The 22,486-nt window shown below is 34.5% G+C and carries 18 protein-coding genes; 6 read left to right on the forward strand and 12 right to left on the reverse strand.

What is annotated here, in order from left to right:
- Position 1: 1 nt before the first annotated feature.
- Together R2Q16_RS11605 and gyrA are read right to left on the reverse strand one after the other, a co-directional pair.
- Entirely contained in the window at positions 2 to 1,090 is a 1,089-nt protein-coding gene (locus R2Q16_RS11605) for a tetratricopeptide repeat protein (protein WP_316737207.1), read from the reverse strand.
- Positions 1,091 to 1,119: 29 nt separating this feature from the next.
- On the reverse strand, positions 1,120 to 3,708 hold the full coding sequence (gene gyrA, locus R2Q16_RS11610) for a DNA gyrase subunit A (protein ID WP_316737209.1): 2,589 nt from the start codon (positions 3,706 to 3,708) through the stop codon (positions 1,120 to 1,122).
- 237 nt (positions 3,709 to 3,945) lie between these two features.
- On the opposite strand from gyrA, the gene R2Q16_RS11615 reads away from it, so the two are divergent.
- Complete coding sequence (locus R2Q16_RS11615) at positions 3,946 to 5,157, forward strand: TCR/Tet family MFS transporter (protein WP_316737211.1); 1,212 nt, start codon at positions 3,946 to 3,948, stop codon at positions 5,155 to 5,157.
- Here the strand turns inward: R2Q16_RS11615 and R2Q16_RS11620 are convergent.
- Positions 5,154 to 5,918: a hypothetical protein gene (locus tag R2Q16_RS11620; protein ID WP_316737212.1), complete on the reverse strand. Its 765-nt coding sequence runs from the start codon at positions 5,916 to 5,918 to the stop codon at positions 5,154 to 5,156. The genes R2Q16_RS11615 and R2Q16_RS11620 overlap by 4 nt on opposite strands.
- Before the next feature lie 46 nt (positions 5,919 to 5,964).
- A complete protein-coding gene (locus R2Q16_RS11625; protein ID WP_316737213.1) occupies positions 5,965 to 7,314 on the reverse strand; it encodes a PhoH family protein in 1,350 nt (449 codons plus the stop codon).
- A 719-nt stretch (positions 7,315 to 8,033) separates the two neighbouring features.
- On the opposite strand from R2Q16_RS11625, the gene R2Q16_RS11630 reads away from it, so the two are divergent.
- Positions 8,034 to 10,193 carry an FUSC family protein gene (locus tag R2Q16_RS11630; protein WP_316737216.1) on the forward strand — a complete coding sequence of 720 codons (2,160 nt, stop codon included), beginning with the start codon at positions 8,034 to 8,036 and terminating at the stop codon, positions 10,191 to 10,193.
- A 53-nt stretch (positions 10,194 to 10,246) separates the two neighbouring features.
- Here the strand turns inward: R2Q16_RS11630 and R2Q16_RS11635 are convergent, their stop codons facing one another.
- Together R2Q16_RS11635 and R2Q16_RS11640 are read right to left on the reverse strand one after the other, a co-directional pair.
- Complete coding sequence (locus R2Q16_RS11635; protein WP_316737218.1) at positions 10,247 to 11,242, reverse strand: PorP/SprF family type IX secretion system membrane protein; 996 nt, start codon at positions 11,240 to 11,242, stop codon at positions 10,247 to 10,249.
- Complete coding sequence (locus tag R2Q16_RS11640) at positions 11,242 to 13,626, reverse strand: gliding motility-associated C-terminal domain-containing protein (protein ID WP_316737219.1); 2,385 nt, start codon at positions 13,624 to 13,626, stop codon at positions 11,242 to 11,244. Before R2Q16_RS11640 ends, R2Q16_RS11635 begins: the two co-directional genes overlap by 1 nt.
- Before the next feature lie 312 nt (positions 13,627 to 13,938).
- Here R2Q16_RS11640 and R2Q16_RS11645 point away from each other — a divergent pair, with 312 nt between their 5' ends.
- Positions 13,939 to 14,349 (forward strand): organic hydroperoxide resistance protein, encoded by a 411-nt coding sequence (locus tag R2Q16_RS11645; protein WP_316737221.1) that lies wholly within the window; start codon positions 13,939 to 13,941, stop codon positions 14,347 to 14,349.
- 57 nt (positions 14,350 to 14,406) lie between these two features.
- Here the strand turns inward: R2Q16_RS11645 and mgtE are convergent, their stop codons facing one another.
- The 3 genes from mgtE to R2Q16_RS11660 all read right to left on the reverse strand — a co-directional run bounded on the left by mgtE (position 14,407) and on the right by R2Q16_RS11660 (position 17,575).
- Positions 14,407 to 15,759, reverse strand: coding sequence for a magnesium transporter (mgtE, locus tag R2Q16_RS11650; RefSeq protein WP_316737222.1), 1,353 nt, complete (start codon positions 15,757 to 15,759; stop codon positions 14,407 to 14,409).
- A 74-nt stretch (positions 15,760 to 15,833) separates the two neighbouring features.
- Positions 15,834 to 16,961, reverse strand: a complete 1,128-nt coding sequence (corA, locus tag R2Q16_RS11655) for a magnesium/cobalt transporter CorA (protein ID WP_316737223.1) — start codon at positions 16,959 to 16,961, stop codon at positions 15,834 to 15,836.
- A 2-nt stretch (positions 16,962 to 16,963) separates the two neighbouring features.
- A complete protein-coding gene (locus R2Q16_RS11660; RefSeq protein WP_316737225.1) occupies positions 16,964 to 17,575 on the reverse strand; it encodes a WbqC family protein in 612 nt (203 codons plus the stop codon).
- Positions 17,576 to 17,614: 39 nt separating this feature from the next.
- On the opposite strand from R2Q16_RS11660, the gene R2Q16_RS11665 reads away from it, so the two are divergent.
- Together R2Q16_RS11665 and R2Q16_RS11670 are read left to right on the forward strand one after the other, a co-directional pair.
- Entirely contained in the window at positions 17,615 to 18,493 is an 879-nt protein-coding gene (locus tag R2Q16_RS11665) for a lysophospholipid acyltransferase family protein (protein WP_316737226.1), read from the forward strand.
- Positions 18,494 to 19,507 carry a glycosyltransferase family 2 protein gene (locus R2Q16_RS11670; RefSeq protein WP_316737228.1) on the forward strand — a complete coding sequence of 338 codons (1,014 nt, stop codon included), beginning with the start codon at positions 18,494 to 18,496 and terminating at the stop codon, positions 19,505 to 19,507.
- Here the strand turns inward: R2Q16_RS11670 and R2Q16_RS11675 are convergent.
- Together R2Q16_RS11675 and aroQ are read right to left on the reverse strand one after the other, a co-directional pair.
- A complete protein-coding gene (locus R2Q16_RS11675) occupies positions 19,500 to 20,228 on the reverse strand; it encodes a TlpA disulfide reductase family protein (RefSeq protein ID WP_316737230.1) in 729 nt (242 codons plus the stop codon). The two genes, R2Q16_RS11670 and R2Q16_RS11675, sit on opposite strands and share 8 nt — an antisense overlap.
- Positions 20,228 to 20,656, reverse strand: a complete 429-nt coding sequence (aroQ, locus tag R2Q16_RS11680; protein WP_316737231.1) for a type II 3-dehydroquinate dehydratase — start codon at positions 20,654 to 20,656, stop codon at positions 20,228 to 20,230. The genes R2Q16_RS11675 and aroQ overlap by 1 nt, the downstream gene beginning before the upstream one ends.
- A 63-nt stretch (positions 20,657 to 20,719) precedes the next feature.
- Here aroQ and xerD point away from each other — a divergent pair, with 63 nt between their 5' ends.
- Positions 20,720 to 21,619 carry a site-specific tyrosine recombinase XerD gene (gene xerD, locus R2Q16_RS11685; protein ID WP_316737232.1) on the forward strand — a complete coding sequence of 300 codons (900 nt, stop codon included), beginning with the start codon at positions 20,720 to 20,722 and terminating at the stop codon, positions 21,617 to 21,619.
- Here xerD and prmC read toward each other — a convergent pair.
- Complete coding sequence (prmC, locus tag R2Q16_RS11690; RefSeq protein ID WP_316737234.1) at positions 21,616 to 22,461, reverse strand: peptide chain release factor N(5)-glutamine methyltransferase; 846 nt, start codon at positions 22,459 to 22,461, stop codon at positions 21,616 to 21,618. The two genes, xerD and prmC, sit on opposite strands and share 4 nt — an antisense overlap.
- Positions 22,462 to 22,486 lie beyond the last annotated feature (25 nt).

A 22,486-nucleotide genomic window follows, 5' to 3' on the forward strand; every position in this document is an offset into this window, starting at 1 on the left:
ATTATTGTTTTGGAAGTGCATCCAAACGTTTCTTAATATCTTCGTAGTTTTTAGTATCGTTTTTGAAAGCATAAATTGTTTTTAACGTTTCTAAAGCGCCTACATTTTTCGCGTCTAAATCTAATGCTTTTTTATAAAATGGAGTTGATTTATCTAATAAACCATTCATTTTTGTAGTTACTTCATTAAATTCTTTAACTTTTTTAGCATCAATTTTATTTCTTGCATCCTGTAATTTCAATGCTTGTGAGAAATAAACGTTACCTAATAAAACCTGATAAGTAGCATTATTTGGCTCTTTAGAAGCCAAGGTATTTAACATTTGCTCAGATTTAGCGGCATCACCTCTATCAATATAAATTTGAGTTTCTGATTTGATATAGTTTGCATCATCAGGATATTTTGCAGAAGCTTCTTGGATTAAAGCTAATGCAGCAGTTGTATCTTTTTGAGCAGATAAAGACATCGTAATCAATTCAGAATATAAATCTTTAGCTTGTGGTGCATTTAAAGAAATTACCTTTTTGAATTGTTTAATTGTATTAGGGTAATCGTTTAAATTTCTTGCTGCAACACCAGCATTTAAATACATAGAAGTATCTGATGGATTGATTACAGTAGCTTGCACAAATTTATCGTAAGCAGTTTTGTAATCTTTTTTATTGTAAGCTAAAACGCCAGCATTTCTTACTGCATTTGCAATATTTGTTTCTGCAATTGAAATGTTATCTTTTTCAGATCCTTTTGAATCTAAAGTTTTAGCCTGAGCAATAGCATCAGTTGCAATTTTTAATTGCGCATCAACATTTTGAGTATTTACAGTATCTAGCAAAGCTGCAGATGATGCAAATAATGCTCTGTAAGACCAAGCTTCAGGCATCACTTTTGATTTTTCATCAGCGATAGCTTTATCTGTATGTGCTAAACCAGTAGAAAGTGACTCTAGTTTTTTCGCCAACGGTGTTGTTGCGGCTTGTCCGGTGATTTGGAAAACTCCCCAAACTTTTTTTGCTTCGTTTACTTCACTTTTTTGAGCAAATGCAAAGCTAACCACACCTGCTAAAATTGTACTTAGAACTATTCTTTTCATAAAATTTTTATTCTTTTCTTATTTATAGATTAATTTTCTTCTTTTTCGTCCTCATTATCTGAATCTTCTTCTTCTGTATCATCCGTTTCAGGAGTTGAATCAGCTTCTAACTCCTCTCCGTCTGTAACAACAACGCCTTCCAAATCTACTTCTTCCTCATCTTCTTCATGGTCAATTTTTGTTACCGATGCAATTTCATCATCCCCTTTTAAAGATATTAAACGAACACCTTGAGTTGCACGTCCCATAACTCTTAATGCCGATACAGGTATTCTAATTACAATACCCGAACGGTTGATGATCATTAAATCTTCGCTGTCTGTAACGTCTTTAATTGAAACTAATTGTCCGGTTTTTTCAGTAACGTTAATTGTTTTTACACCCTTACCACCACGGTTTGTTACTCGGTAATCTTCAATATCGGTACGCTTTCCATAACCTTTTTCTGATACCACTAGCACAGTAACGTCAGGATTGTTTACAGCAATCATGCCAACAACTTCATCTTTATCATGTGCAAGTCTAACACCACGCACTCCGGTAGCAGTTCTACCCATCGGACGAACAGTTTTTTCGTTGAAACGAATTGCCCTTCCAGAGCGTAATGCCATAACAATTTCGCTTTCGCCGTTGGTTAAGCAAGCTTCCAATAAAACATCTCCTTCATTAATATTAATTGCATTAATACCATTAACACGCGGACGAGAATATGCTTCTAATGATGTTTTCTTAATTGTACCCTGTTTAGTACACATGATAATAAAGTTATTCTCTAAATACTCTTGATCTTTTAGATTTTTAACCTTAATGTATGCCTTAATTTTTTCCTCTTTCGGGATATTTATAATATTTTGAATCGCCCTGCCTTTGCTCGTACGAGAACCTTCCGGAATTTCATAAACCCTTAACCAGAAACATCTTCCGGCTTCGGTAAAAAACAGCATGTAATTATGGTTGGTTGCAACAAGCATGTGCTCAATAAAATCTTCATTTCTTGAAGTACTGCCCTTCGAACCTTTACCACCTCTACCCTGCGCTCTAAATTCTGTTGCTGGCGTACGTTTAACATAACCTTCATGAGAAATAGTAATTACAACTTCTTCGTCATCGATGAAATCTTCCATGCTCATGTCTTCTGCAGAGTGAACTATGGTCGTTTTACGCTCATCACCAAATTTCTGTTTAATTTCTTCCAATTCATCTTTGATAATCTTCATACGCAGACCTTCATCGGCTAAAATAGATTTCAAATATTCGATGGTTTTCATTAATTCAGCATATTCTTCCTTAATCTTATCACGTTCTAGTCCTGTTAAACGACGTAAAGTCATATCCAGGATTGCACGAGCTTGAATATCGCTCAAACCGAATTTCTCCATTAGTCCAACGCGGGCTTCATCTGGAGTTTCTGATGCACGAATTAATTTAATTACTTCATCCAAATGGTCTAAAGCAATCAGATAACCTTCTAAAATGTGTGCACGTTTTTCAGCTTCTGCTAATTCATATTTTGTTCTACGAATAACAACATCATGACGGTGATCTACAAAATGTACAATTAAATCTTTAAGATTTAACATTTGCGGACGACCCTTTACCAATGCAATATTATTTACACTAAAAGATGTTTGTAAAGCAGTGTACTTGTATAGGTTGTTTAAAACGATTGATGCATTTGCATCGCGTTTAATTTCATATACTATACGAATACCATCTTTATTAGATTCATCTTTAATGTTAGAGATACCTTCTAATTTTTTCTCGCCAACTAATTCAGCAGTACGCTCAATCATTTGGGCCTTATTAACCTGGTAAGGAATTTCTGTGACGATGATTACTTCTCTATCTCTCAGGTTTTCAATTTCTGCTTTAGCACGCATAACAATACGTCCGCGGCCAGTTTCGAAAGCCTCTTTAACACCTGTATAACCATATATGATACCACCGGTTGGGAAATCAGGAGCTTTTACAAACTTCATCAATTCCTCAATGGTAATATCTCTGTTATCGATATAATTTACAATACCATCTATACACTCAGTTAAATTGTGCGGCGCCATATTAGTCGCCATACCTACTGCAATACCACTTGATCCGTTTACTAAAAGGTTAGGGATTTTAGCTGGTAAAACCGTAGGTTCTTGTAAGGTATCATCAAAGTTTAACTGAAAATCTACTGTATCCTTATTGATATCAGCAAGCATTTCTTCAGCAATTTTTGAGAAACGTGCCTCAGTATAACGCATTGCTGCCGGAGAATCTCCATCAATGTGACCAAAGTTTCCTTGTCCATCTACCATTGGGTAACGCAAACTCCAATCCTGAGCCATACGTACCATAGTAAAATATACCGATGCATCACCATGTGGGTGATATTTACCTAAAACCTCCCCTACAATACGGGCAGATTTTTTATGTGGTTTATTACTTGTAACACCAAGATCGAGCATACCATATAAAACACGGCGGTGTACCGGTTTCAATCCATCGCGTACATCAGGCAAGGCCCTTGATACGATTACCGACATTGAATAGTCAATGTAGGCCGATTTCATCTGCTCCTCTATATTAATTGGGATGATTTTGTCGTTTTGTTGATTTTCTAAATCTTCTGCCATAAATTATTATTCTCGCTATTAAAACGATGTTTCAAAAAGGTATTATTATAACCTTGCGAATTTAGCAAAATTATGCCGAAATAAGGCATTGTGGAAAAGTTTTGCCCCTTTGAATATGGTTAGGTGTCACTATTAATTTTTTAATTAAATATAAACGATTTACGTGTTTTCCGTAAAATGGAATAATTTTATAACTTTTAGTCAGTTTGTAATATTTTTGCGCTAAATCTTTTATCAATGGCAAGCGACAAAAAATCTGCAATGGGTTTTATCATGGTAACCCTACTAATAGACTTTACCGGATTTGGAATTATTATTCCGGTTTTACCAAAATTAATTCAAGATTTTACCGGCGGTGGTTTTGGATTAGCTGCTGAATACGGTGGATGGCTAACTTTGGCCTATGCTGCTGTACAATTTGTAAGTTCGCCAATTATTGGAGCTTTAAGTGATAGGTTTGGTCGCCGACCAGTTTTACTAAGTTCTTTGTTTGGATTAGGTGTTGATTATATTTTTTTGGCTTTCGCACCGTCTATAATTTGGTTGTTTGTTGGAAGAATAATTGCCGGAATTACCGGAGCAAGTTTTACAACCGCACAAGCATATATAGCCGATGTTTCTTCACCAGAAAAAAGAGCGCAAAATTTTGGTTTAGTCGGTGCCGCGTTTGGCGTTGGGTTTATACTTGGTCCGGTTTTGGGCGGGGCATTTAGCCATTTTGGCACACGAGTACCTTTTATGATTGCAGCAGGACTTTCGCTAATTAACTGGCTTTACGGTTATTTTATCTTGCCTGAATCTTTACCAATTGAAAAACGCAGACCTTTTGAATGGAAAAGAGCTAATCCTATAGGTTCTTTATTGAGTATTGGCAAATACCCGGCATTGATGGGTTTAATGGCAACATTATTTTTATTGTACTTTTCTAGCCATTCTGTTCAATCGAACTGGACATTTTACACCATGGAAAAGTTTAACTGGGATGCATCATGGGTTGGCTACTCCTTAGGATTCGTAGGTTTGGTTATTGGAATTGTTCAGGGCGGGTTGATTAGGATAATATTACCTAAAATTGGAGAAAAACGAGCTGTTTATTTTGGTTTAATTTTATACGTAATTGGTTTTACGGCTTTTGCTTTTGCTACAAAAGGTTGGATGATGTTTGCCTTTATGCTGCCTTATGGATTAGCAGGAATTGGTGGGCCAGCTATGCAAGGGTTAATTTCGAACCAGGTGCCTGCAAATGCACAAGGAGAAATGCAAGGTGTTTTAACCGGATTACAAAGTTTGGCGGCGATATTTGCGCCATGGGCTATGACACATATTTTTGCATATTTTATTGATGACAAAACATCAATTTATTTTCCGGGAGCGCCATTTATTTTGAGTGCATTTTTAACACTGATTTCTTTATTTATTGCCTTCAGGTCGCTGAAGAAATATCACTAGGTATTTGATTTTAGTATTTTGAATTCGTTAATCGCCATTACTGTATTGTAAACCAGCAAAATAATTCCTTCAATATTTACTAATTTTTCACTATCAATCTTTAATAAAAAGCTCATAACAAATACTAATGCTATTAGGCCGATAGATATAAAAAATGATAGTTTAAATGAACGATAAAGCATTGATAATCGAAATAGTGTTTTGCTTTTGAAAAGAGCAGGATCTCTGAGTATCTGCACTATATTTCCGAAGACAAAAAACAAAATCAGGATTACTGCAATGCCGGATAGTAAGCCTTGATTTAGATTAGGGATTACTAAATAGCCACTATAGATAAAATAAGCCACAATTAGTACGCAAATAAGTGCTTTTACCAATTGCCATTTTTTATCTTCCAGCATCCATTTAAACCATTCAAAACCTCGATCTGCAGATTTGTTCAATAATTTTTGTTTGGATTCGTTCGATAATGGTGTAAATGGGTTAATTATTCCAATAATCAAGATTAATAGCGTACTTACAAACTGGAAAACTCCGTCAGCAATCAATACATGGATTCTTTCCTGATTTAAAATTTCAGACGTAAAGCAAGAAATCAGAATTAAAATAATAATGGTAGAATGAAAAATTACTGGAAAATAGTTTTCGATAGTGCCGTTCCCGGAGTTTGGGTTTTGGATTAAAGCAAGCTTTTCAGCATCACCATCAAGGTATTTGTTCATTATACGAATACCTACAAGTAAAATAAATAAAGAGAACATTAGTATAGATTATTAATTTTAAAAAGACCTTTGTAAAACCGGTATTTTATAACAATTCGTTGGCGAGATTAGCCAGTTCACTCCGCTCTCCTTTCTGCAATGTTATGTGCGCATATAGCGGATGATTTTTAGCATTTTCGATCAGATAACTTAACCCATTGCTTTCCGAATCTAAATAAGGTGTATCGATTTGATATATATCGCCAGTGAAAACGATTTTGGTATGTTCACCTGCCCTCGATATTATTGTTTTAATTTCATGCGGCGTAAGATTTTGAGCCTCATCAATAATGAAAAAAATCTTTGTAAGTGTTCGTCCTCTTATAAATGCTAGCGGTGCAATGGCGATTTTTTCGGTATTAATTAGCTCATCAATTTTGGCTATCATTTTTTCATCGCCGTTAAATTGCTCTTTTATAAACCGAAGATTATCCCAGATTGGCGCCATGAACGGGTCGGTTTTAGATTTTGCATCACCAGGAAGAAAGCCAATATCTTTATTGCTAAGCGAAACAATTGGCCGCGTAACATAAATTTGCCTGAATTCTCTGCGTTGTGCTAAAGCACTAGCTAAAGCAAGTAATGTTTTACCTGTACCTGCATTTCCCTGGATGCTAACTACTTTAATATCTGGATTTAGCAATGCATGTATTGCAAATGCTTGTTCAGGGTTTTTAGGCTTGATTTTGAAAATAGCCTCAGAAACAACAGGACTAATCTTTTTTAAATGATGATTATAAAAAATATTTACCGATTTGCGTTTGTTTTTCAAAATGTAGAAGTGATTTGACGCATCTATTGGTAAATTCAATTCTTTTGCTGTTACAGTTTCTTTCTGCTTTAATTGTTCAATATAGCTTTCCGGGACATTATTTAGCTCAGTTTTACCTGCATAAAGTTGGTCAACGTTTTTAATTTTCCCCGTTTCATAATCTTCGGCATTGATATTTAGTGCTTTAGCTTTTAAACGTAAACAAATATCTTTTGATACTAGCACAACTTTTTTTTCTGGATTTTCTTCCTTCAAAATCAGTGCTGCATTTAATATTTTATTATCAGTTTTACCTTTTCCGAAAATTTCTTCAGCATTTATAAGCTTTGGCATGTCGCTCATCACAACCTTAAACATGCCCGAGTTTGGTTTCTGAAGTGCTACCCAATTGCTGATTAAGTTTTTTTCAGAAGCTTGGTCGATTAACCTTATAAAACTTCTGGCTTCAAAATTTCGAGTATCGTTACCGCTTTTAAAGTTATCTAATTCCTCTAAAACCTGAATGGGTATGGCAACATCGTGCTCTTTGAAATTATTAATCGCATCGTGGTCGTACAAAATAACAGAAGTATCTAAAACGAAAATCTTTTTTGATGCTGTGCCCGATTTACTTTCTTTAGCCATTTTGTAAATTTAATGTTTTAACTGTTTGATGTGCAATACCAACATTAAAATTTGGGCAAAAAAAAAACGGGGTCCGTCTTCTTTCGATTCTGTTCCCCGTTTTACCTTAAAAACAACCGTAATTGTTTATCAGGCATCTAATATTTGTAATTGAATTTCTTCGTTTTTACTTGGCTTTTGCAAACTTTTGTAAGTCGTCTAGAAATTATTTCCAATAGTGCTATTCCATAGAACAATACTATCTTTAATAATGCTTGCTAAGTCTTCTGATTTAGAATATCCATCTTTCGATTTCTATTCATTTTCTATTGGTTTAACCCTTTAGAAATTATCATATCCTTTTTAGATTCTTCCGAAAAATTGTCATTTCTGTTAATCTTTCTTTTGGATTCCTCTTTTTCAAACTTTCAATTACTCCGTATTTGATATAATCTAATTTAGTGCGTAAATGAACATTTGTCAATAGCTAACTCAATTATTTTATAAACAAAGTTATTAACCTGAAAACCAGTATTGTTAACATGTGTTTGTGCCAAAAATCGTAACCGGAGATGATTTTTTGTAATTCATCTTACTTTATTAACAATCGCTGATAATCAGCTTATTAACAAATATTCAAAAAATCATTTTACAGAAAAGGTCAATAACTGCTTAAAGATTAAAAAACTTGTACAAAATGTACCAACAAAAACACTTCTAAATATGTTATTTTTGTACACATGCAGATTAGGCAACCCATTAGAAGTGTTCAAGATTTTTTACTAAGCACATATTTTGCTGATGGATTGCGCATTACTATCGGCGTTTTACTTCCATCTTTAATTCTTGCTCAATTTGGAATGCTTAAATACGGCATGACACTATCTTTAGGTGCTCTATGTGTTAGTGTTGTAGATAGTCCCGGTCCAATGGTGCACCGAAGAAATGCAATGCTAATTACAACAGTATTAATCTTTGTGTTTTCTATTTTAACCGGATTGACTAATAAAAACCACTTTTTTATCGGTTTTCTGCTTACAGCTTCAAGTTTTGTTTTCAGTATGTTTTATATTTATGGTGTTCGGGCGGCTTCTATTGGAACGGCTACCCTACTCATAATTGTTTTAAGTATTGATGATATAAGACCATGGCAGGAGGTTTTAACCCATGGCTTGATGATTTTGGCGGGAAGTATTTGGTATACTGCTTTAAGTTATTTTGTGTACAGGCTGCGTCCTTATAGATTAGTGCAGCAATCGTTAAGTGATTCTATTTTTGAGGTTGCTGAGTTCTTACGCGAAAAAGCCAAGTTTTATCACAGAAATAATAATTATGATAAAACCTATGCAGATTTGCTCCAATTACAGGTTTCAGTACATGAAAAGCAAGACGCGGTAAGGGAATTACTATTCAGAACGAGAGAAATTATTAGAGATTCTACGCCAGAAGGTCGGTTTTTAATGCTCGTATTTGTAGATATGGTAGATTTGTTTGAGCAAGTAATGTCTACCTATTATAATTACAAACAACTTCACGATCAATTTGATTCGGCAGGTATTTTATCTGATTACGAAATGGCGATAAAAAGAATTTCGTATGCTTTAGATGATATTGCATTTGCATTAAAAAGTGGTGGAAAACCAAACATCTCCAAGCGTTTATTGATTGAAATTGAACGCTTAAAGATTAAGATAAATCACCTGGAAAGAAATAATACCGACCAAAAATTCAGCACTTCGGGCATTATTGCTTTGAAAAACATCGAGGTCAATATCGAAAATATTTTAGGTCGAGTTAAAACCATAAATAGTTATTTTAAGCTTAGAAATAGTAAGGATATTCGTAAAGCTGAAGTAGATACCGAAAAGTTCATCACCCGACAAAAATTTGACTGGAAATTATTTACAGAAAACTTAACCTATAGCTCATCTACTTTCAGGCATTCTTTACGTGTTACGGTTGTAATGTTATTAGGATTTATTGTTTCTCAAATTTTAAATTTCTCGCATAGTTACTGGATTTTGTTAACGATTCTGGTTATTTCAAAACCCGGTTTCAGTTTAACAAAACAGCGAAATTACCAACGTTTAATTGGTACAACCATTGGTGCTTTTATTGGTATGGCAGTTGTAAGTTACATCCACGATAAAAACACACTTTTTGCGATTCTTTTAATTTGTATGATTGGCTGTTACAGTTTTCAGCGGAAAAACTACGTTGTAAGTGTTCTGTTTATGACGCCGTATATTTTAATCCTTTTCGACTTTTTAGGAATGGGTTCTATTGCGCTGGCTAGAGAAAGAATTTATGATACTTTTATAGGTTCTGGAATTGCACTTTTAGCTAGTTATTCGCTTTTTCCAACCTGGGAGCATGAGAAATTAAAAGAAGCAATGGTTGATATGCTCAAAGCGAATAAAGCTTATTTTGAGCAAGTTGTGAAACTCTATTTCGATAAAACCTATAATCGTACCGAGTATAAGTTGGCCAGAAAGGAATTATATGTAAGCACGGCGAATCTTGCATCTTTGTTTCAAAGAATGTTTTCTGAGCCGAAAAGCAAACAATTATTTATTAAAGAAGTTCATCAGTTTACAGCATTAAACCACCTTATTTCTTCATATACGGCAACTTTATCGCTCTACAACAAAGAGCACGATTTCCACACGGAAAACTTTGATTCGCTGAAACCAATCGCTAATAACACTAATTATTTGCTCGATACTTCGATTGAAAATCTTGAAAAAAGAGAATCGACTATTGAAAATGTGCCTTTGGTTAGATTAAACGATGCGGCTTTAAATGTTGTTAATGGCGAAGATTTAATTCCTGAGCAGTTTGATTCTATCCAAAAGGTGGCTTATGACGTTTATAAGCTAACCGTTAAGATCAAAATCTAATGCTTTGTTAAACTTTCAATTATTAAACCTATACTAAAAGATCATCTCATAACTTAGAAATTAGGGCATGGAACTTTAAATCCTTTGAAAGTATTTCGGCGGTAAATAAAAGAGATTTCGTAGGTACGAGGTGTCGAATTTAATAGTTTATTTCCATAAAGCGTGTAGTTTAAACCTGCACTAACGCTTCCAAAAACAACACCTAAATATGGATAGAACGACTTTTCGTTGAAGTTGTACCATAAACCAGTGTTAATTTTAACTTTTGAATGCTCGCTAGGCTTTATACCAACTACAGTTCCAACAATTCTATCATTTATGATGCCTTGAAAATTGTATATTGTACTCAAATTTACGTCTACATAATCGTTAGCTAAAAAAGTTAAGCCGAAATTAATGGTTCGTCTGGCCGGAATTGATTTATTATTCGAGCCCAAAAAACTTTCAACTGGTTTGGTGATATGATAATGGGCATAGCCAATAACAAAACTAAATCGTTCCAATTCAGCAGAAAAATTTGCGCCAAAATTCAAGTCGAAATATGAGATTTTATCATTCTCTAAATCCAAATAATTTGGCAAAGATAAATCGAAACCATTGCCAGTAAATTGAGAAGCAACGGTAAGTTTTGTATAATCTACATACCTGGAAACGTAGGAAATTTGTGGGGCTAGGCCAAACTTAAAGCGATGGTGAACATCTAAATATTGGTAGTAAGAAGCACTTGCACTAACATATTGAGATTTAAGCGCTTTATTTAAGGATTCATCAAACAAGCCGCTCAAACCGATACTAAAAACTGCATTGGTAAAATTTTCGTCTTGAATGAGTTTAATATCACCAGAAACACTGTAAGTATTGTAGGGTTCGCCTAAATTTCCCCATTGCTGTCGGGTGTTTAAGGCGACTCTATAATTTCCGTCAAAATAGCCTGTGTAGGCTGGATTTAGTGACAAGGGCGCCGCAAAATATTGCGAAAACCTTGGGTCTTGTGCAAAACTAACAACTGTAATAAAGCACAAAAATAGGGCAAATTGAATTTTGTACATTATAGTATTAATATAGTTTTCCCTTTTGATTGAAATTTACGACCAAGGATATCGATACCATCTGCAAACCATGAATAGGTTTCTAAAGGCTGCATTCGCGATTTAACCTGTCCATCCCAACCATCAGTTTGCATACTATTCGTTTCATAAACCAATAAGCCCCATTTATTGTAAACCTTGAAGCTGCTTAGTTTTTGAATACTTGTAAAAAAAGGATATAACCTATTGTTAGTGGCTTTTTGCGGCGTGAATGCCGTTGGCACAAATACTTTAGGTGCAGGCAGAACATCAACTGTAACAGATGCAACCGTATTACAACCACTTTCGTTTTCCAAGCTTAAGTAATAAATACCTGCTTTATTAACCTTGCTTGGCTGGACCACGGGATTGCTTAACAATGCATCAGAATAGTATTTGATTTTATAATAGCTTTTACTTCCATTAACAATTTCGGGTGCCGTTAAATCAATAAATTCATCGTCAAAAATGGGTTTGAGCTTGGTTAAAACAATTACAGGAAGTTTGTTTATGGTTACATTAATTTTTTCAGTAGCGGTACAACCGTGTTGATTGGTAACCCGAACGTAATAAGTTCCGCTTTCGGAAACCTGTGACGGTTGACTTAATTTAATTGATAAGCTACTATCTTTAAAAAATTCAAATTTTACACCGTGCGTGGTTTCTATATATAAATCTGCTGAAGTAATATCTACTGTCCATGGGTAACAAACCGGTTCTGGATTTTTAACAATAAGCGTTGGAGGTTCATGAACTTCTACTCTAATTGGAGCCACAACAGCACAACCTTGGGCATTTATCGCCTTAACAAAATAAGTTCCGGTTGCGGCAATAATTTTAGGATTTGCGATTTCTTTGGTCGCTAATTCATCATAAAAAAAGCTGAAACTGAAATCAGAATCACTTCCTGCAAAAAGAGATTTTTCTGTAATGTCAATCGTTGATGGAAAACAAACCGCAATTGGGTTTGTCACTTTTAACATTGGTTTTGGATTATGAACTACATCGATTGGTAGAATTTTTACACAACCCAAGCTTGAAGTTATTTTAACATAATATTTTCCACTTAAACCAACCTTTGTAGGATTTTGAAGTACGTTAGTTGCTTCTATATTTGTGTAATAACTTCTGGTGCAGTTGGTTAAATCGCCAATGTATATATCCGCATTCGTAATGTCAACAGTTTCATTGTAGCATACATTAGGAGGATTTTTAATCTTCATCAATGCTAAATCAAACACTATAATATCAATTGAGGCTATACTTGTACAACCTTTGTAATTGGTTGCCATTATGTAATAAGTTTTATTTTGAGTTACTGTAATGGGAGCATTTACAGGAATCGTTAAATCCTTATCTTCATAAACAAAATATGAAAAGTCTGGGTGTCGATTTAAAATGTAATCACCAGAAATTAAATCAATAGTACTTCCCTGACACACCGTAACTTTAGGCGTTAATTGAAGATTGTAATCAACACTTGTAACGGTTGTAATTATCGTACTCGGACAGCCAAATCCATCAAAAGGGGCAACATCTAAAATAAATTTAGTTCCATCTGCGGGTGTAGGTTTAATAACAATATTTTGTGTTGAACCATAATTAATCGTTCTGTTCTCATTATACCAAGTGTAGTTTTGAAAGCCACTTGGACCACTCAAGGTTATCTGGTTAGAACTTTTACAGTATGTATTTCCGGTAATTAAATCGCCGCAGAGGCTGTTAACATCAATGTAAGCATAACCAAAATGACCACCTAATGTACAATCAGTGCTGATAAATTCTAAAACTAAATCTCGACCTTGATAACCCGATAAATTGATGGTAACGGGTGTCCATTCTTTATAGATAACAATTGGACTTGCAGTTGATTTTTTAAAGCCGGGTAAGTTTGATGTTGCAATATATTGATAGGTTGCGCACTCAATATATTGATTTGTTTTAACATCCTTAACCCTGGTGATGAACCGAGGTTGTTCTACTTGCAGGTGCGTTGGATCTTCCAAAACTACTGCGTATTGGTAAGTTATGGTAAACTCTGGACGGTTTTGGGGTACAGTTATTAAATACGATAATCCATCAACCTGAGCACCTGTTCCATTGTTACCGAGTTTCACAATGTAATTCCCTCCGTTTTTCGGAATGAGTGGAAATTGTCCGTATTCATCTACCGCATTTTTATCGCTGATAATTGTATGTCGGCCTATGGCTGGTTCCGGCAGAATGTCGATATCTATTGATGTTTCAGAAATGAAACCACCATTAATCATCCAGTTTCTGAAACTTCCATTCTCAAAATCTATGTTTTCCGGACACAACTGTGCACTCAAATTTGCGATTGATAAAATCCAAGCTCCAATGAGCATCGATATAAACTTGCAATTCACTTTAGGGAGATTTACAGGTAATTAATTTGGTTATCCAAAATTAAGGTTAATGGAATTTAAATAGTTGCTTTAACCATACTGTAGCACAATTTATTACATGTATTACTCCTTTTAGGAATGTAATTTTATTGTTTACTTTATATCCAAAATATTGATTTATATAGCGTTAGAGCGTTTAAGTGGAAAATCTATTTTTGCAAAAACAAAAGTTCTTTTTTACACGAAAATTAACCGTTTAAAACACAAAACAATGCCTTTTATTGTTTGTTAATTCTAATTAAAACTAATGTTATGGAAAAATTATATACGGCTGAAGTTACAGCCACAGGAGGACGCGACGGACATGTGAAATCGAATGATGGAATTTTAGATTTCGAATTAAGAAAACCCAAAGAACTTGGTGGACAAGGTGGCGCTTCGAACCCTGAGCAGTTATTTGCAGCAGCATGGGGCGCATGTTACTTAGGAGCTTTAGGTTCAATTGCAGAACATGAAGGTGTTGATACAAGTGAAGCAAATGTTAATGTTCAGGTTTCTTTTAATAAAGATGGAAATGTTTTTGGTTTATCAGCCGATTTAGACGTTCACATTCCTGGTATAACAACGGAAGAAGCGCAGAAAATTGCAGATAAAGCGCATGCAACTTGTCCTTATTCAAAGGCTACAAAAGGAAATATTGAAGTAAGAGTGACAGCAATTTAGCTGTAATAAAGTAGAAAAGCAGGTAGAAATATCTGCTTTTCTTGTTAGGTATATATTCTACAATAAAAGTTTACTGGCCAATCCTAAAATCAGCATAAAACCAAAGACATCTGTGAAAGTTGTAATAATTATGGATGATGCGATAGCTGGGTCAATTCCAATTCTTTTCAATACTAGCGGAATACTGGCTCCGGTGATACCTGCTATGAGCAAATTACCAGTCATTGCTAAGAAAATAACTAAACCAAGCATCGGGTTTCCATCAAAGAAAAAGGCAAAAACAAATACAATCAAACCATTTGCCGCACCATTAATTAATCCAACGGTAAATTCCTTTAAAACAGTTCTATAAGCTTGATTATCACTCAAATCGTACAATGAAATACGACGTACTGTAACCGCTAATGCTTGCGTAGCGGCGTTCCCTCCCATTCCGGCAATGATAGTCATGTAGGCTGCTAAAGATGGAATTAGCTTTATTGTTGGGTCGAAGTACCGAATAACTGAAGAAGCGAGAAATGCAGTACCTAAATTAATAATTAGCCAAGGCAAACGAGATTTTACAGCTTCAACCCAATTACCACTCAATTCCTCATCTTCAGAAACACCCGATATTTTCAAGATATCTTCTGTACTTTCTGCCTCCATTACATCAATTACATCATCAAAAGTTACCCGGCCAAGCAATTTTTGATTTTCATCAATTACAGGAATACTTGTTAAGTTATACTGAGAAATTAATTGTGCAACCTCTTCCTGATCTGTGCCCGGATAAACATAAACAGCATCAGTGAATACAAGCTCGGTAATTTTTGCATCGTGCCTTGCTTTAATAATATCTTTTAAAGATACAATGCCTTTAAAAATTTCGCTATCATCAACTACGTAAATGGTATAAAACTCTTCCATTTCTTCGCTTTGGCGGATGATTTCGTCGATAGCATCTTTTTTGGTGAGGTTAATATTTACACAGATTAGCTCTGTGTTCATTAAACCTCCTGCAGTTTTTTCATCGTATGTTAAAAGATTTCGAATTTCTGATGCGTGTTCATCTTGTAAATCTTCTAAAATTTCTTTCTGCTCATGGTCTTCAAGTTGCGAGATAATATCCGTGGCATCATCATAATCCAACTCCTCAACAATTTCAGTACGCTTATCGGGGTGAAGTTGAAACAGTAAATCTTCAGGATGCGATTCTTCATCCATCTCAGAAATAATTTCAGATGCGGTTTCGGCGGGCAGTAAATTAATAATATGTTGCTGCTCCGACTTATCCAATCGCTCAAAAAGAATAGCAATTTCCGAAGCATGATATTCCTCTAAAACCTGTTTTAAGGTTTCATCACCTGCTAAGATTGCATTCTTAACCTTTACAACGTCGCTTTTATCTATTTCGAATGATGATTGCATAGCTTTAATTCCCCTAAAATAGAAATTCTAATGCATTTTTAATGGTAAATTATATTTTTTGAAAATGGAATGATTTATTTAAACCAACCTCTCCTCCAAAAATAAATCACCTGAATTATGGCAATTATAAGCATGACCAGCCAAGTATATAAATAGCCATGTTCGGCATACAATTCAGGCATATTATCGCTTAATATTTTTCCTGTGGATGGGTCTTCCCTACTAAAGTTCATTCCATAAATACCAGCAATAAAAGTTAAAGGGATAAATATTGAAGAAATAATTGTCAAAACTTTCATTATCTCATTCATCCGATTACTTGTAATCGATAAATTCATATCAATGTTAGCAGAAGCAATTTCCTTTAAAGATTCGATAAAATCGATGATTTGGATGCAATGGTCGTATGCATCTTTCATGTAAGTTTTGGTCAAATCAGAAATTAAACTACTATCACTTCTGATGATATCGTTTAACTTATCGCGTTCAGGCCAGGCTACTTTTCTAATGGTGATTAATGAGCGCTTAATACCTTGCGTATCATACATAATCCTTTTATCAGGGTTGTCGAATAATCTATCTTCAATTGCATCAAGTTCTTCGCCCCAATAATTTAACAAAGTGAAATAATTATCCACTATAGCATCCATCATCGCATACATTAAGTAGCTAGAGCCACCAATACGGATGTTACCTTTGCCAACTTCCAGCCGTTTCCTTACTGGATTAAAGCAATCTTCATAATTTTCCTGAAAAGTAATCAGACATTTCGATGTAAGCACAAAAGAAATTTGTTCGTTACACAAATCGCCATCTTCATTAATATATAAATGGCGACTTACCGCAAAAACATATTGGTCGTTATCGTATTCATCTAATTTCGGACGTTGGTATGAACTGGTTATATCTTCCAAAACCAAACGGCTGATGTTCAATTTAGAATAAAGCGTTTCAAAAATACTTGGGTCGGCTAAACCCTTTACATCAAACCAATAAAAAAAATCCTTGTTTTCAGTTAGTTTGTCAATGTTATTGATGTTTTTTAACTCTTCTTTTTTGTACGATTTATCGTTGTAAGTATGAAGTGTTATTATTGGTTTTAACGCATTTTCATCTATGGCGTATAAACCCGGACTTGTTCCCGGTTCTGGAACTTTATAATGCTTATGTCTGCTTCTGTTACGCGGTTGGTTTTTAGCCATAACTAAAGGTATAATTTTGCCTGCGGACCTTGGTTAAATAGTAAATCTACAATACTAAGATTGGCAATAAATTCGTGTTTATCTTCAAAAACCTGATAATATGGCTTATTGTTTAGATATTCTTCAGTTTTCTTCGGATTCATAAAACTGCGATAATCTAATTCTGAAGCCAAATCATCAATATATTCAGTTGTACAATCATAACTGATATTTAGTTTCAATTTTTTGCTTATCCACTCTAAAATTTCGAGGTTAAAATCGAATAGAAATTCATATTTCTTATTGTAAAACTCAGAAAATTCGTGTTCGTAATATTCAAAATAAGCCGAACTACGGTAAGAACTTTCAAAACTCATCCAATGCAAGCGCTGCCAATTAAAATCGTAACTAATTTTAACATCTTTCATCGCTGTGCGCATTTTTGAACCTTTAACTACCGGAACGGTTAAATCTAATTTTCCGTTAGGAGAATAAATACTTGCCCGGTTTCTAAAGGTTTGTTTCGGGAAATGTTCATGTTTCTCTAATAAAAAATTATTACTAACCGATTGTAGTTTACTTATATAGCCTACAGGAGGAAGATAAAATAATGGAAGTATAGCTGTATTCTGCATTTGAAAATATATGTTTGTAGTTCAAACGTTTCAAAATTAATGATTAAAAGGGGTTTTGCGCATCTAGGCGTATTTTTATTATACCTAATTTCGCTTTTGCCGCTGCAAGTATTATTTGTTTTCGCAAAATTACTTTACTACATCTTATATTATTTAGTAGGATATAGAAAAAACGTTGTTAACGAAAATCTTCGCAATTCTTTTCCCGAGAAAACAAGTCTTGAAATTCAGCTCATTGAAAAACAATACTTTAAATATTTAGCAAAGCTGATTTTCGAAATCATAAAACTAACCTCAATTTCTAAAAAGGAAACGCTTAAACGTGTCAAGTTTATTGGCATCGAGCAATTAGAAAAACATTTTGAAAAAGGCGAAAGTGTTTTGGCTTGTACCGGGCATTATTGTAATTGGGAATTGGGTACATTAGCGCTTGGACTTAATATAACCGCAAAAACCATTGTAATTTACAAGCCAATTAACAATAAAATTTTTGAGCATTGGTTTGATAAAGCCAGAACCAAGTTTGGAAATATTTTTGTGGCCATGCGACAAACTTTACGTTGTATGGCAACTTACAAAAACGAACCAAGTTTACTATGTTTTGCAAGCGACCAATCGCCTGTAAGAGAAGAAAGCAAATTTTTTGTCGATTTTTTAAACCAACCAACGCCTGCACTTCTAGGTGTGGAGAAGATAGCAAAATCTACCAATAGACCCATCTACTATTTTAAGGTAAACCCGATTAAATCTGGTTATTATGAAATAGAAGTTTTGCCGATGTGCTTAAATCCTGCGGAAACTGTGGACGGAGAAATTACTAAATTGCACTTCAAATTTTTAGAAAAAATAATAAAAGAAAAACCCCAGTATTGGCTTTGGAGCCATAAACGTTGGAAATTTAAACCCGAGAATATATAAATGAATCCGTCAGTAGCTGTTGTAATTTTAAACTGGAATGGTAAAAGTTGGCTTGAAAAATTCCTTCCGGGAGTTGTAAATTCGGTGTACGATAATTTACAGGTTATTGTTGGCGATAATGGCTCAACAGATGATTCAGTAGAATTTTTGGCGGTTAATTTTCCTACAGTAACCATTTTAAAGAACGAAGTTAATTATGGTTTTGCAGGTGGCTATAATAAAATTTTAGAGCGTGTCGAGGCTGAATATTTTGTTCTTTTAAATTCAGATGTAGAGGTTACTCCAAACTGGATACAGCCCGTTATTGATTTAATGCAAGGCGATGATAAAATTGCTGCCGCCCAACCAAAAATTAAAGCACAGTTGGCTAAACACCAATTTGAATATGCAGGTGCCGCAGGCGGATATTTAGATGTATATAGTTTTCCGTTCTGTAGAGGGCGGTTATTTAACGTTTACGAAACAGATAGCGGACAATACAACGAAGCCAAAGAAATTTTTTGGGCAAGTGGTGCGGCTTTTTTCATCAAAAGTAAATATTGGAAAGAAACCGGAGGATTAGATGCTGATTTGTTTGCGCACATGGAAGAAATAGATTTGTGCTGGCGATTAAAAAACCTGAATTACAAAATCGTTTTTTGTCCGGAAAGCGAGGTTTTCCATGTTGGTGGCGGAACTTTGCAAACTGAAAATCCTTTTAAAACTTATCTAAATTTTAGAAATAACTTAATTATTATGCAGAAGAATTTGCCTTTCGGCGATGCCATCTTCCGCATTTTTATTAGAATGTGTATTGATTTTATCGCCTGGTGGCATTTCCTATTATCCGGTAAACCAAAATTTACGATGGCTGTAAGCAAAGGTCATTGGCATTTTCTAAAATCTTTAACCAAAACGGCTAAGAAAAGAAATCAATACCAAAGACCTTATTTACAACATGCCGGGGTTTACAAAAACAGTATTGTTTGGGCGTTTTTTATTAAGAAAATTAAGTGGTTTTCTAAGCTTACTTAGTAGTTAAAGCTTCATCAATCGATTTCTTAATATAAGAAACCGTATTCATGGCTAAACCAACTGTGCTAAATTTAATGTTGCCCTCCTTATCAATCACTACATGGGTTGGATATGCTTTTACGCCATATTTATCTGAAATATACCTGGCGTCATCAACTATATTGTAATTGTAAGGCAAGGTTTTTAAAAAATCTCTTAATTCGCTGCGAGTATCAAGAGCCATCGCTAAAAACACAACATCTTTATTTTCCTTATAACCCTCTACAAGTTCATTAAGTTCCGGTATTTCCATTTTACAAGGCGGACAATTTATAAACCAGAAGTTTAGCACAATTACTTTTCCGGTATTTGTTCTTAAATCGAATTTATTACCGTTCATATCCGTGGTTTTAAATCCTTTAAACGGCGTTCCTTCAACAAAAGCATCGCTTGGGCGAGGTTTTGGCAGACGTTCCATTAAACTCTTGCGCTGTTCGGCAGTAAATTCATAAAGAAGAAATTCAGGTTCGCCTTTGTCGGTTTTTGTATTTCTACTTTTTAACCCATATTTGCCTGTACGCAATAGACTTTGCCAAATGTTGTATGGATAAACCATTCCATCTTCTCCCCTAACAATGGTTTTTTCGTTGGGTGGACGCATCACTGATTTTACCGTTGTTGTTTGTGCAGCGCACCAAAAAGAAAGAAGAATTAGAGAGATGAAGAGCGTGTTTTTAATCATTATTTATCGGTGTTAATTAGTAAACTTTCTAACGCAAGGCGATATCCATTCATTCCAAAGCCCGTCAAAACGCCTTGGCAATTTTTACCGGTTAAGGATGTATGCCTAAATTCTTCCCTGGCATAAATATTTGAGATATGTACCTCAACAACGGGCGTTTTTATCGCTGCAATTGCATCTGCAATAGCTACAGATGTATGTGTATAGCCACCTGCATTTAAAATAATTCCATCAAAAGAAAATCCAACTTCGTGAAGCTTGTTAATGATTTCCCCTTCAACATTACTTTGAAAATATTCAATTTCTACAATAGTATAAATGGCCTTTAATTCTTTTATGTAATCTTCGATACTTGTATTTCCGTAAATTGATGGTTCTCTTACACCTAAAAGATTAAGATTTGGGCCGTTGATAATTTGTACTTTCATTTTGATTTTTATCGCATTATTTATTGTAACGTTGCAATGTTATAAAAAAATCTTAAAGAAAACATGCTTTGGCAAACATATATTAAAGGATTTAATGCTTACTTAAAATTGGAGCGCTCCTTATCGGGCAATTCAGTTAACGCTTACTTAAACGATGTTGATAAGCTAAGTCAGTATTTTAAATCTATTAATAAGGAACCAAATTTGAGTGAGGTAAAAGCTGCCGATATTAAGCTCTTCTTAACCTGGTTAAACGAGCTAGGGATGCTCTCAAGCACGCAGGCAAGGGTAATTTCAGGCTTAAAGGCTTTTTTTTCTTTTTTAGTATTAGAGGAAGTTATTGAGGCTGACCCAATGGAGTTGATTGAAAGTCCGAAATTGGCGAGAAAGCTACCAGATACCTTGAATATTGAAGAGATTAATCAATTAATTGATGCTATTGATGCTTCGAAACCTGAAGGCATGCGCAATAAAGCCATAATTGAAGTTTTGTACAGTTGCGGGCTTCGGGTTTCAGAATTAACGGATTTGAAAATTTCAAATGTTTATCCGCAAATCGAATTCATAAAAGTTACCGGAAAAGGCAATAAAGAAAGATTAGTACCAATTGGTGGCGTTGCGCTGAAACTTATCGACATTTATCTAAAACAGATCAGAGTTCATCAAACCATAAAAAAAGGAAATGAGGATATCGTATTCTTAAACCGCTTTGGAGCAAAACTATCCAGAATATCAATTTTTACCATGATAAAAAGTTTGGCGGTTACAGTCGGTTTAAAGAAAACAATCAGTCCGCATACATTACGTCATTCTTTTGCAACTCATTTAATAGAAGGTGGTGCAGATTTAAGAGCCGTTCAGGAAATGTTAGGACATTCGAGTATAACCACAACAGAGATTTACACGCACCTGGATAGAAACTATTTAAAAGATGTAATTACTCAGTTTCATCCTCGCTCTTAAGGATTAGTTCTGGCCATTATCATGCGGTCTTTCCCTTGCATATCTTTCTTTAATTCGATGTTTTTAAATTGCTTATCAATTAATATTTGAAGTGTTTCTTCCCATAAAAATTCATTGATTTCGAAAAATAAATAACCACTTGGATTTAAGTTTTTAATAGCAAAATCGGCGATTGCACTATAGAAAATCAAGGGGTTTTCATCAGGAACAAATAAAGCGTTATGAGGCTCATGCTCCAAAACATTTTTATGCATTTCTGCCTTTTCAAGTTCACGTATGTATGGTGGGTTACTTACAATTATATCGTAAATTTCGTTTGAATTGTAATTTAGAATGTCGGCTTCAATAAAGTTAACGTCAACTTTATTTAGTTTGGCATTATCTTGAGCAACTTTTAACGCTTTTCCAGAAACATCGATTGCCGAAACATCTAAATGTTCCAAATTCTTTTTTAAGCTAACTGCAATACAGCCAGAACCAGTTCCAATGTCGAGCAAGTTTCTTTTGCTATCCTTTACCTCATGTATAATCCAATCAACTAATTCTTCTGTTTCAGGACGTGGTACCAATACATTTTCGTTTACTTTAAATGGTAAGTTGTAAAAAAATGTTTCTCCAAGTATATGCTGAATCGGCTTGCCTGTCTTTAAATCTTCCAAAATCTTTAAGAGTTTATCAGATTGTTTAACAGTTAAAACCTTATCTTGTTTTAAAAGTATCTCGCTTTGCGTAAGTTTTAAAGTATTCGATATTGATAAATTAAATAAAGCTTTTGCTTCTTCGGCACCGTATAAATCGCTTAAACTCTGTATATATTGTTTTTCTAAATCTTTAATATTCATCTGCCACAAAAGTAATAAATCAGGG

Origin of the sequence: Pedobacter aquatilis, assembly GCF_032678425.1 — a bacterium.
Classification (GTDB): domain Bacteria; phylum Bacteroidota; class Bacteroidia; order Sphingobacteriales; family Sphingobacteriaceae; genus Pedobacter; species Pedobacter aquatilis_B.

Coding starts and splice junctions, on each gene's coding strand:
- R2Q16_RS11605 (WP_316737207.1), bottom strand. CDS start 1,090: ATGAAAAGAATAGTTCTAAGTACAATTTTAGCAGGTGTGGTTAGCTTT.
- gyrA (WP_316737209.1), bottom strand. CDS start 3,708: ATGGCAGAAGATTTAGAAAATCAACAAAACGACAAAATCATCCCAATT.
- R2Q16_RS11615 (WP_316737211.1), top strand. CDS start 3,946: ATGGCAAGCGACAAAAAATCTGCAATGGGTTTTATCATGGTAACCCTA.
- R2Q16_RS11620 (WP_316737212.1), bottom strand. CDS start 5,918: ATGTTCTCTTTATTTATTTTACTTGTAGGTATTCGTATAATGAACAAA.
- R2Q16_RS11625 (WP_316737213.1), bottom strand. CDS start 7,314: ATGGCTAAAGAAAGTAAATCGGGCACAGCATCAAAAAAGATTTTCGTT.
- R2Q16_RS11630 (WP_316737216.1), top strand. CDS start 8,034: ATGCAGATTAGGCAACCCATTAGAAGTGTTCAAGATTTTTTACTAAGC.
- R2Q16_RS11635 (WP_316737218.1), bottom strand. CDS start 11,242: ATGTACAAAATTCAATTTGCCCTATTTTTGTGCTTTATTACAGTTGTT.
- R2Q16_RS11640 (WP_316737219.1), bottom strand. CDS start 13,626: ATGCTCATTGGAGCTTGGATTTTATCAATCGCAAATTTGAGTGCACAG.
- R2Q16_RS11645 (WP_316737221.1), top strand. CDS start 13,939: ATGGAAAAATTATATACGGCTGAAGTTACAGCCACAGGAGGACGCGAC.
- mgtE (WP_316737222.1), bottom strand. CDS start 15,759: ATGCAATCATCATTCGAAATAGATAAAAGCGACGTTGTAAAGGTTAAG.
- corA (WP_316737223.1), bottom strand. CDS start 16,961: ATGGCTAAAAACCAACCGCGTAACAGAAGCAGACATAAGCATTATAAA.
- R2Q16_RS11660 (WP_316737225.1), bottom strand. CDS start 17,575: ATGCAGAATACAGCTATACTTCCATTATTTTATCTTCCTCCTGTAGGC.
- R2Q16_RS11665 (WP_316737226.1), top strand. CDS start 17,615: ATGATTAAAAGGGGTTTTGCGCATCTAGGCGTATTTTTATTATACCTA.
- R2Q16_RS11670 (WP_316737228.1), top strand. CDS start 18,494: ATGAATCCGTCAGTAGCTGTTGTAATTTTAAACTGGAATGGTAAAAGT.
- R2Q16_RS11675 (WP_316737230.1), bottom strand. CDS start 20,228: ATGATTAAAAACACGCTCTTCATCTCTCTAATTCTTCTTTCTTTTTGG.
- aroQ (WP_316737231.1), bottom strand. CDS start 20,656: ATGAAAGTACAAATTATCAACGGCCCAAATCTTAATCTTTTAGGTGTA.
- xerD (WP_316737232.1), top strand. CDS start 20,720: ATGCTTTGGCAAACATATATTAAAGGATTTAATGCTTACTTAAAATTG.
- prmC (WP_316737234.1), bottom strand. CDS start 22,461: ATGAATATTAAAGATTTAGAAAAACAATATATACAGAGTTTAAGCGAT.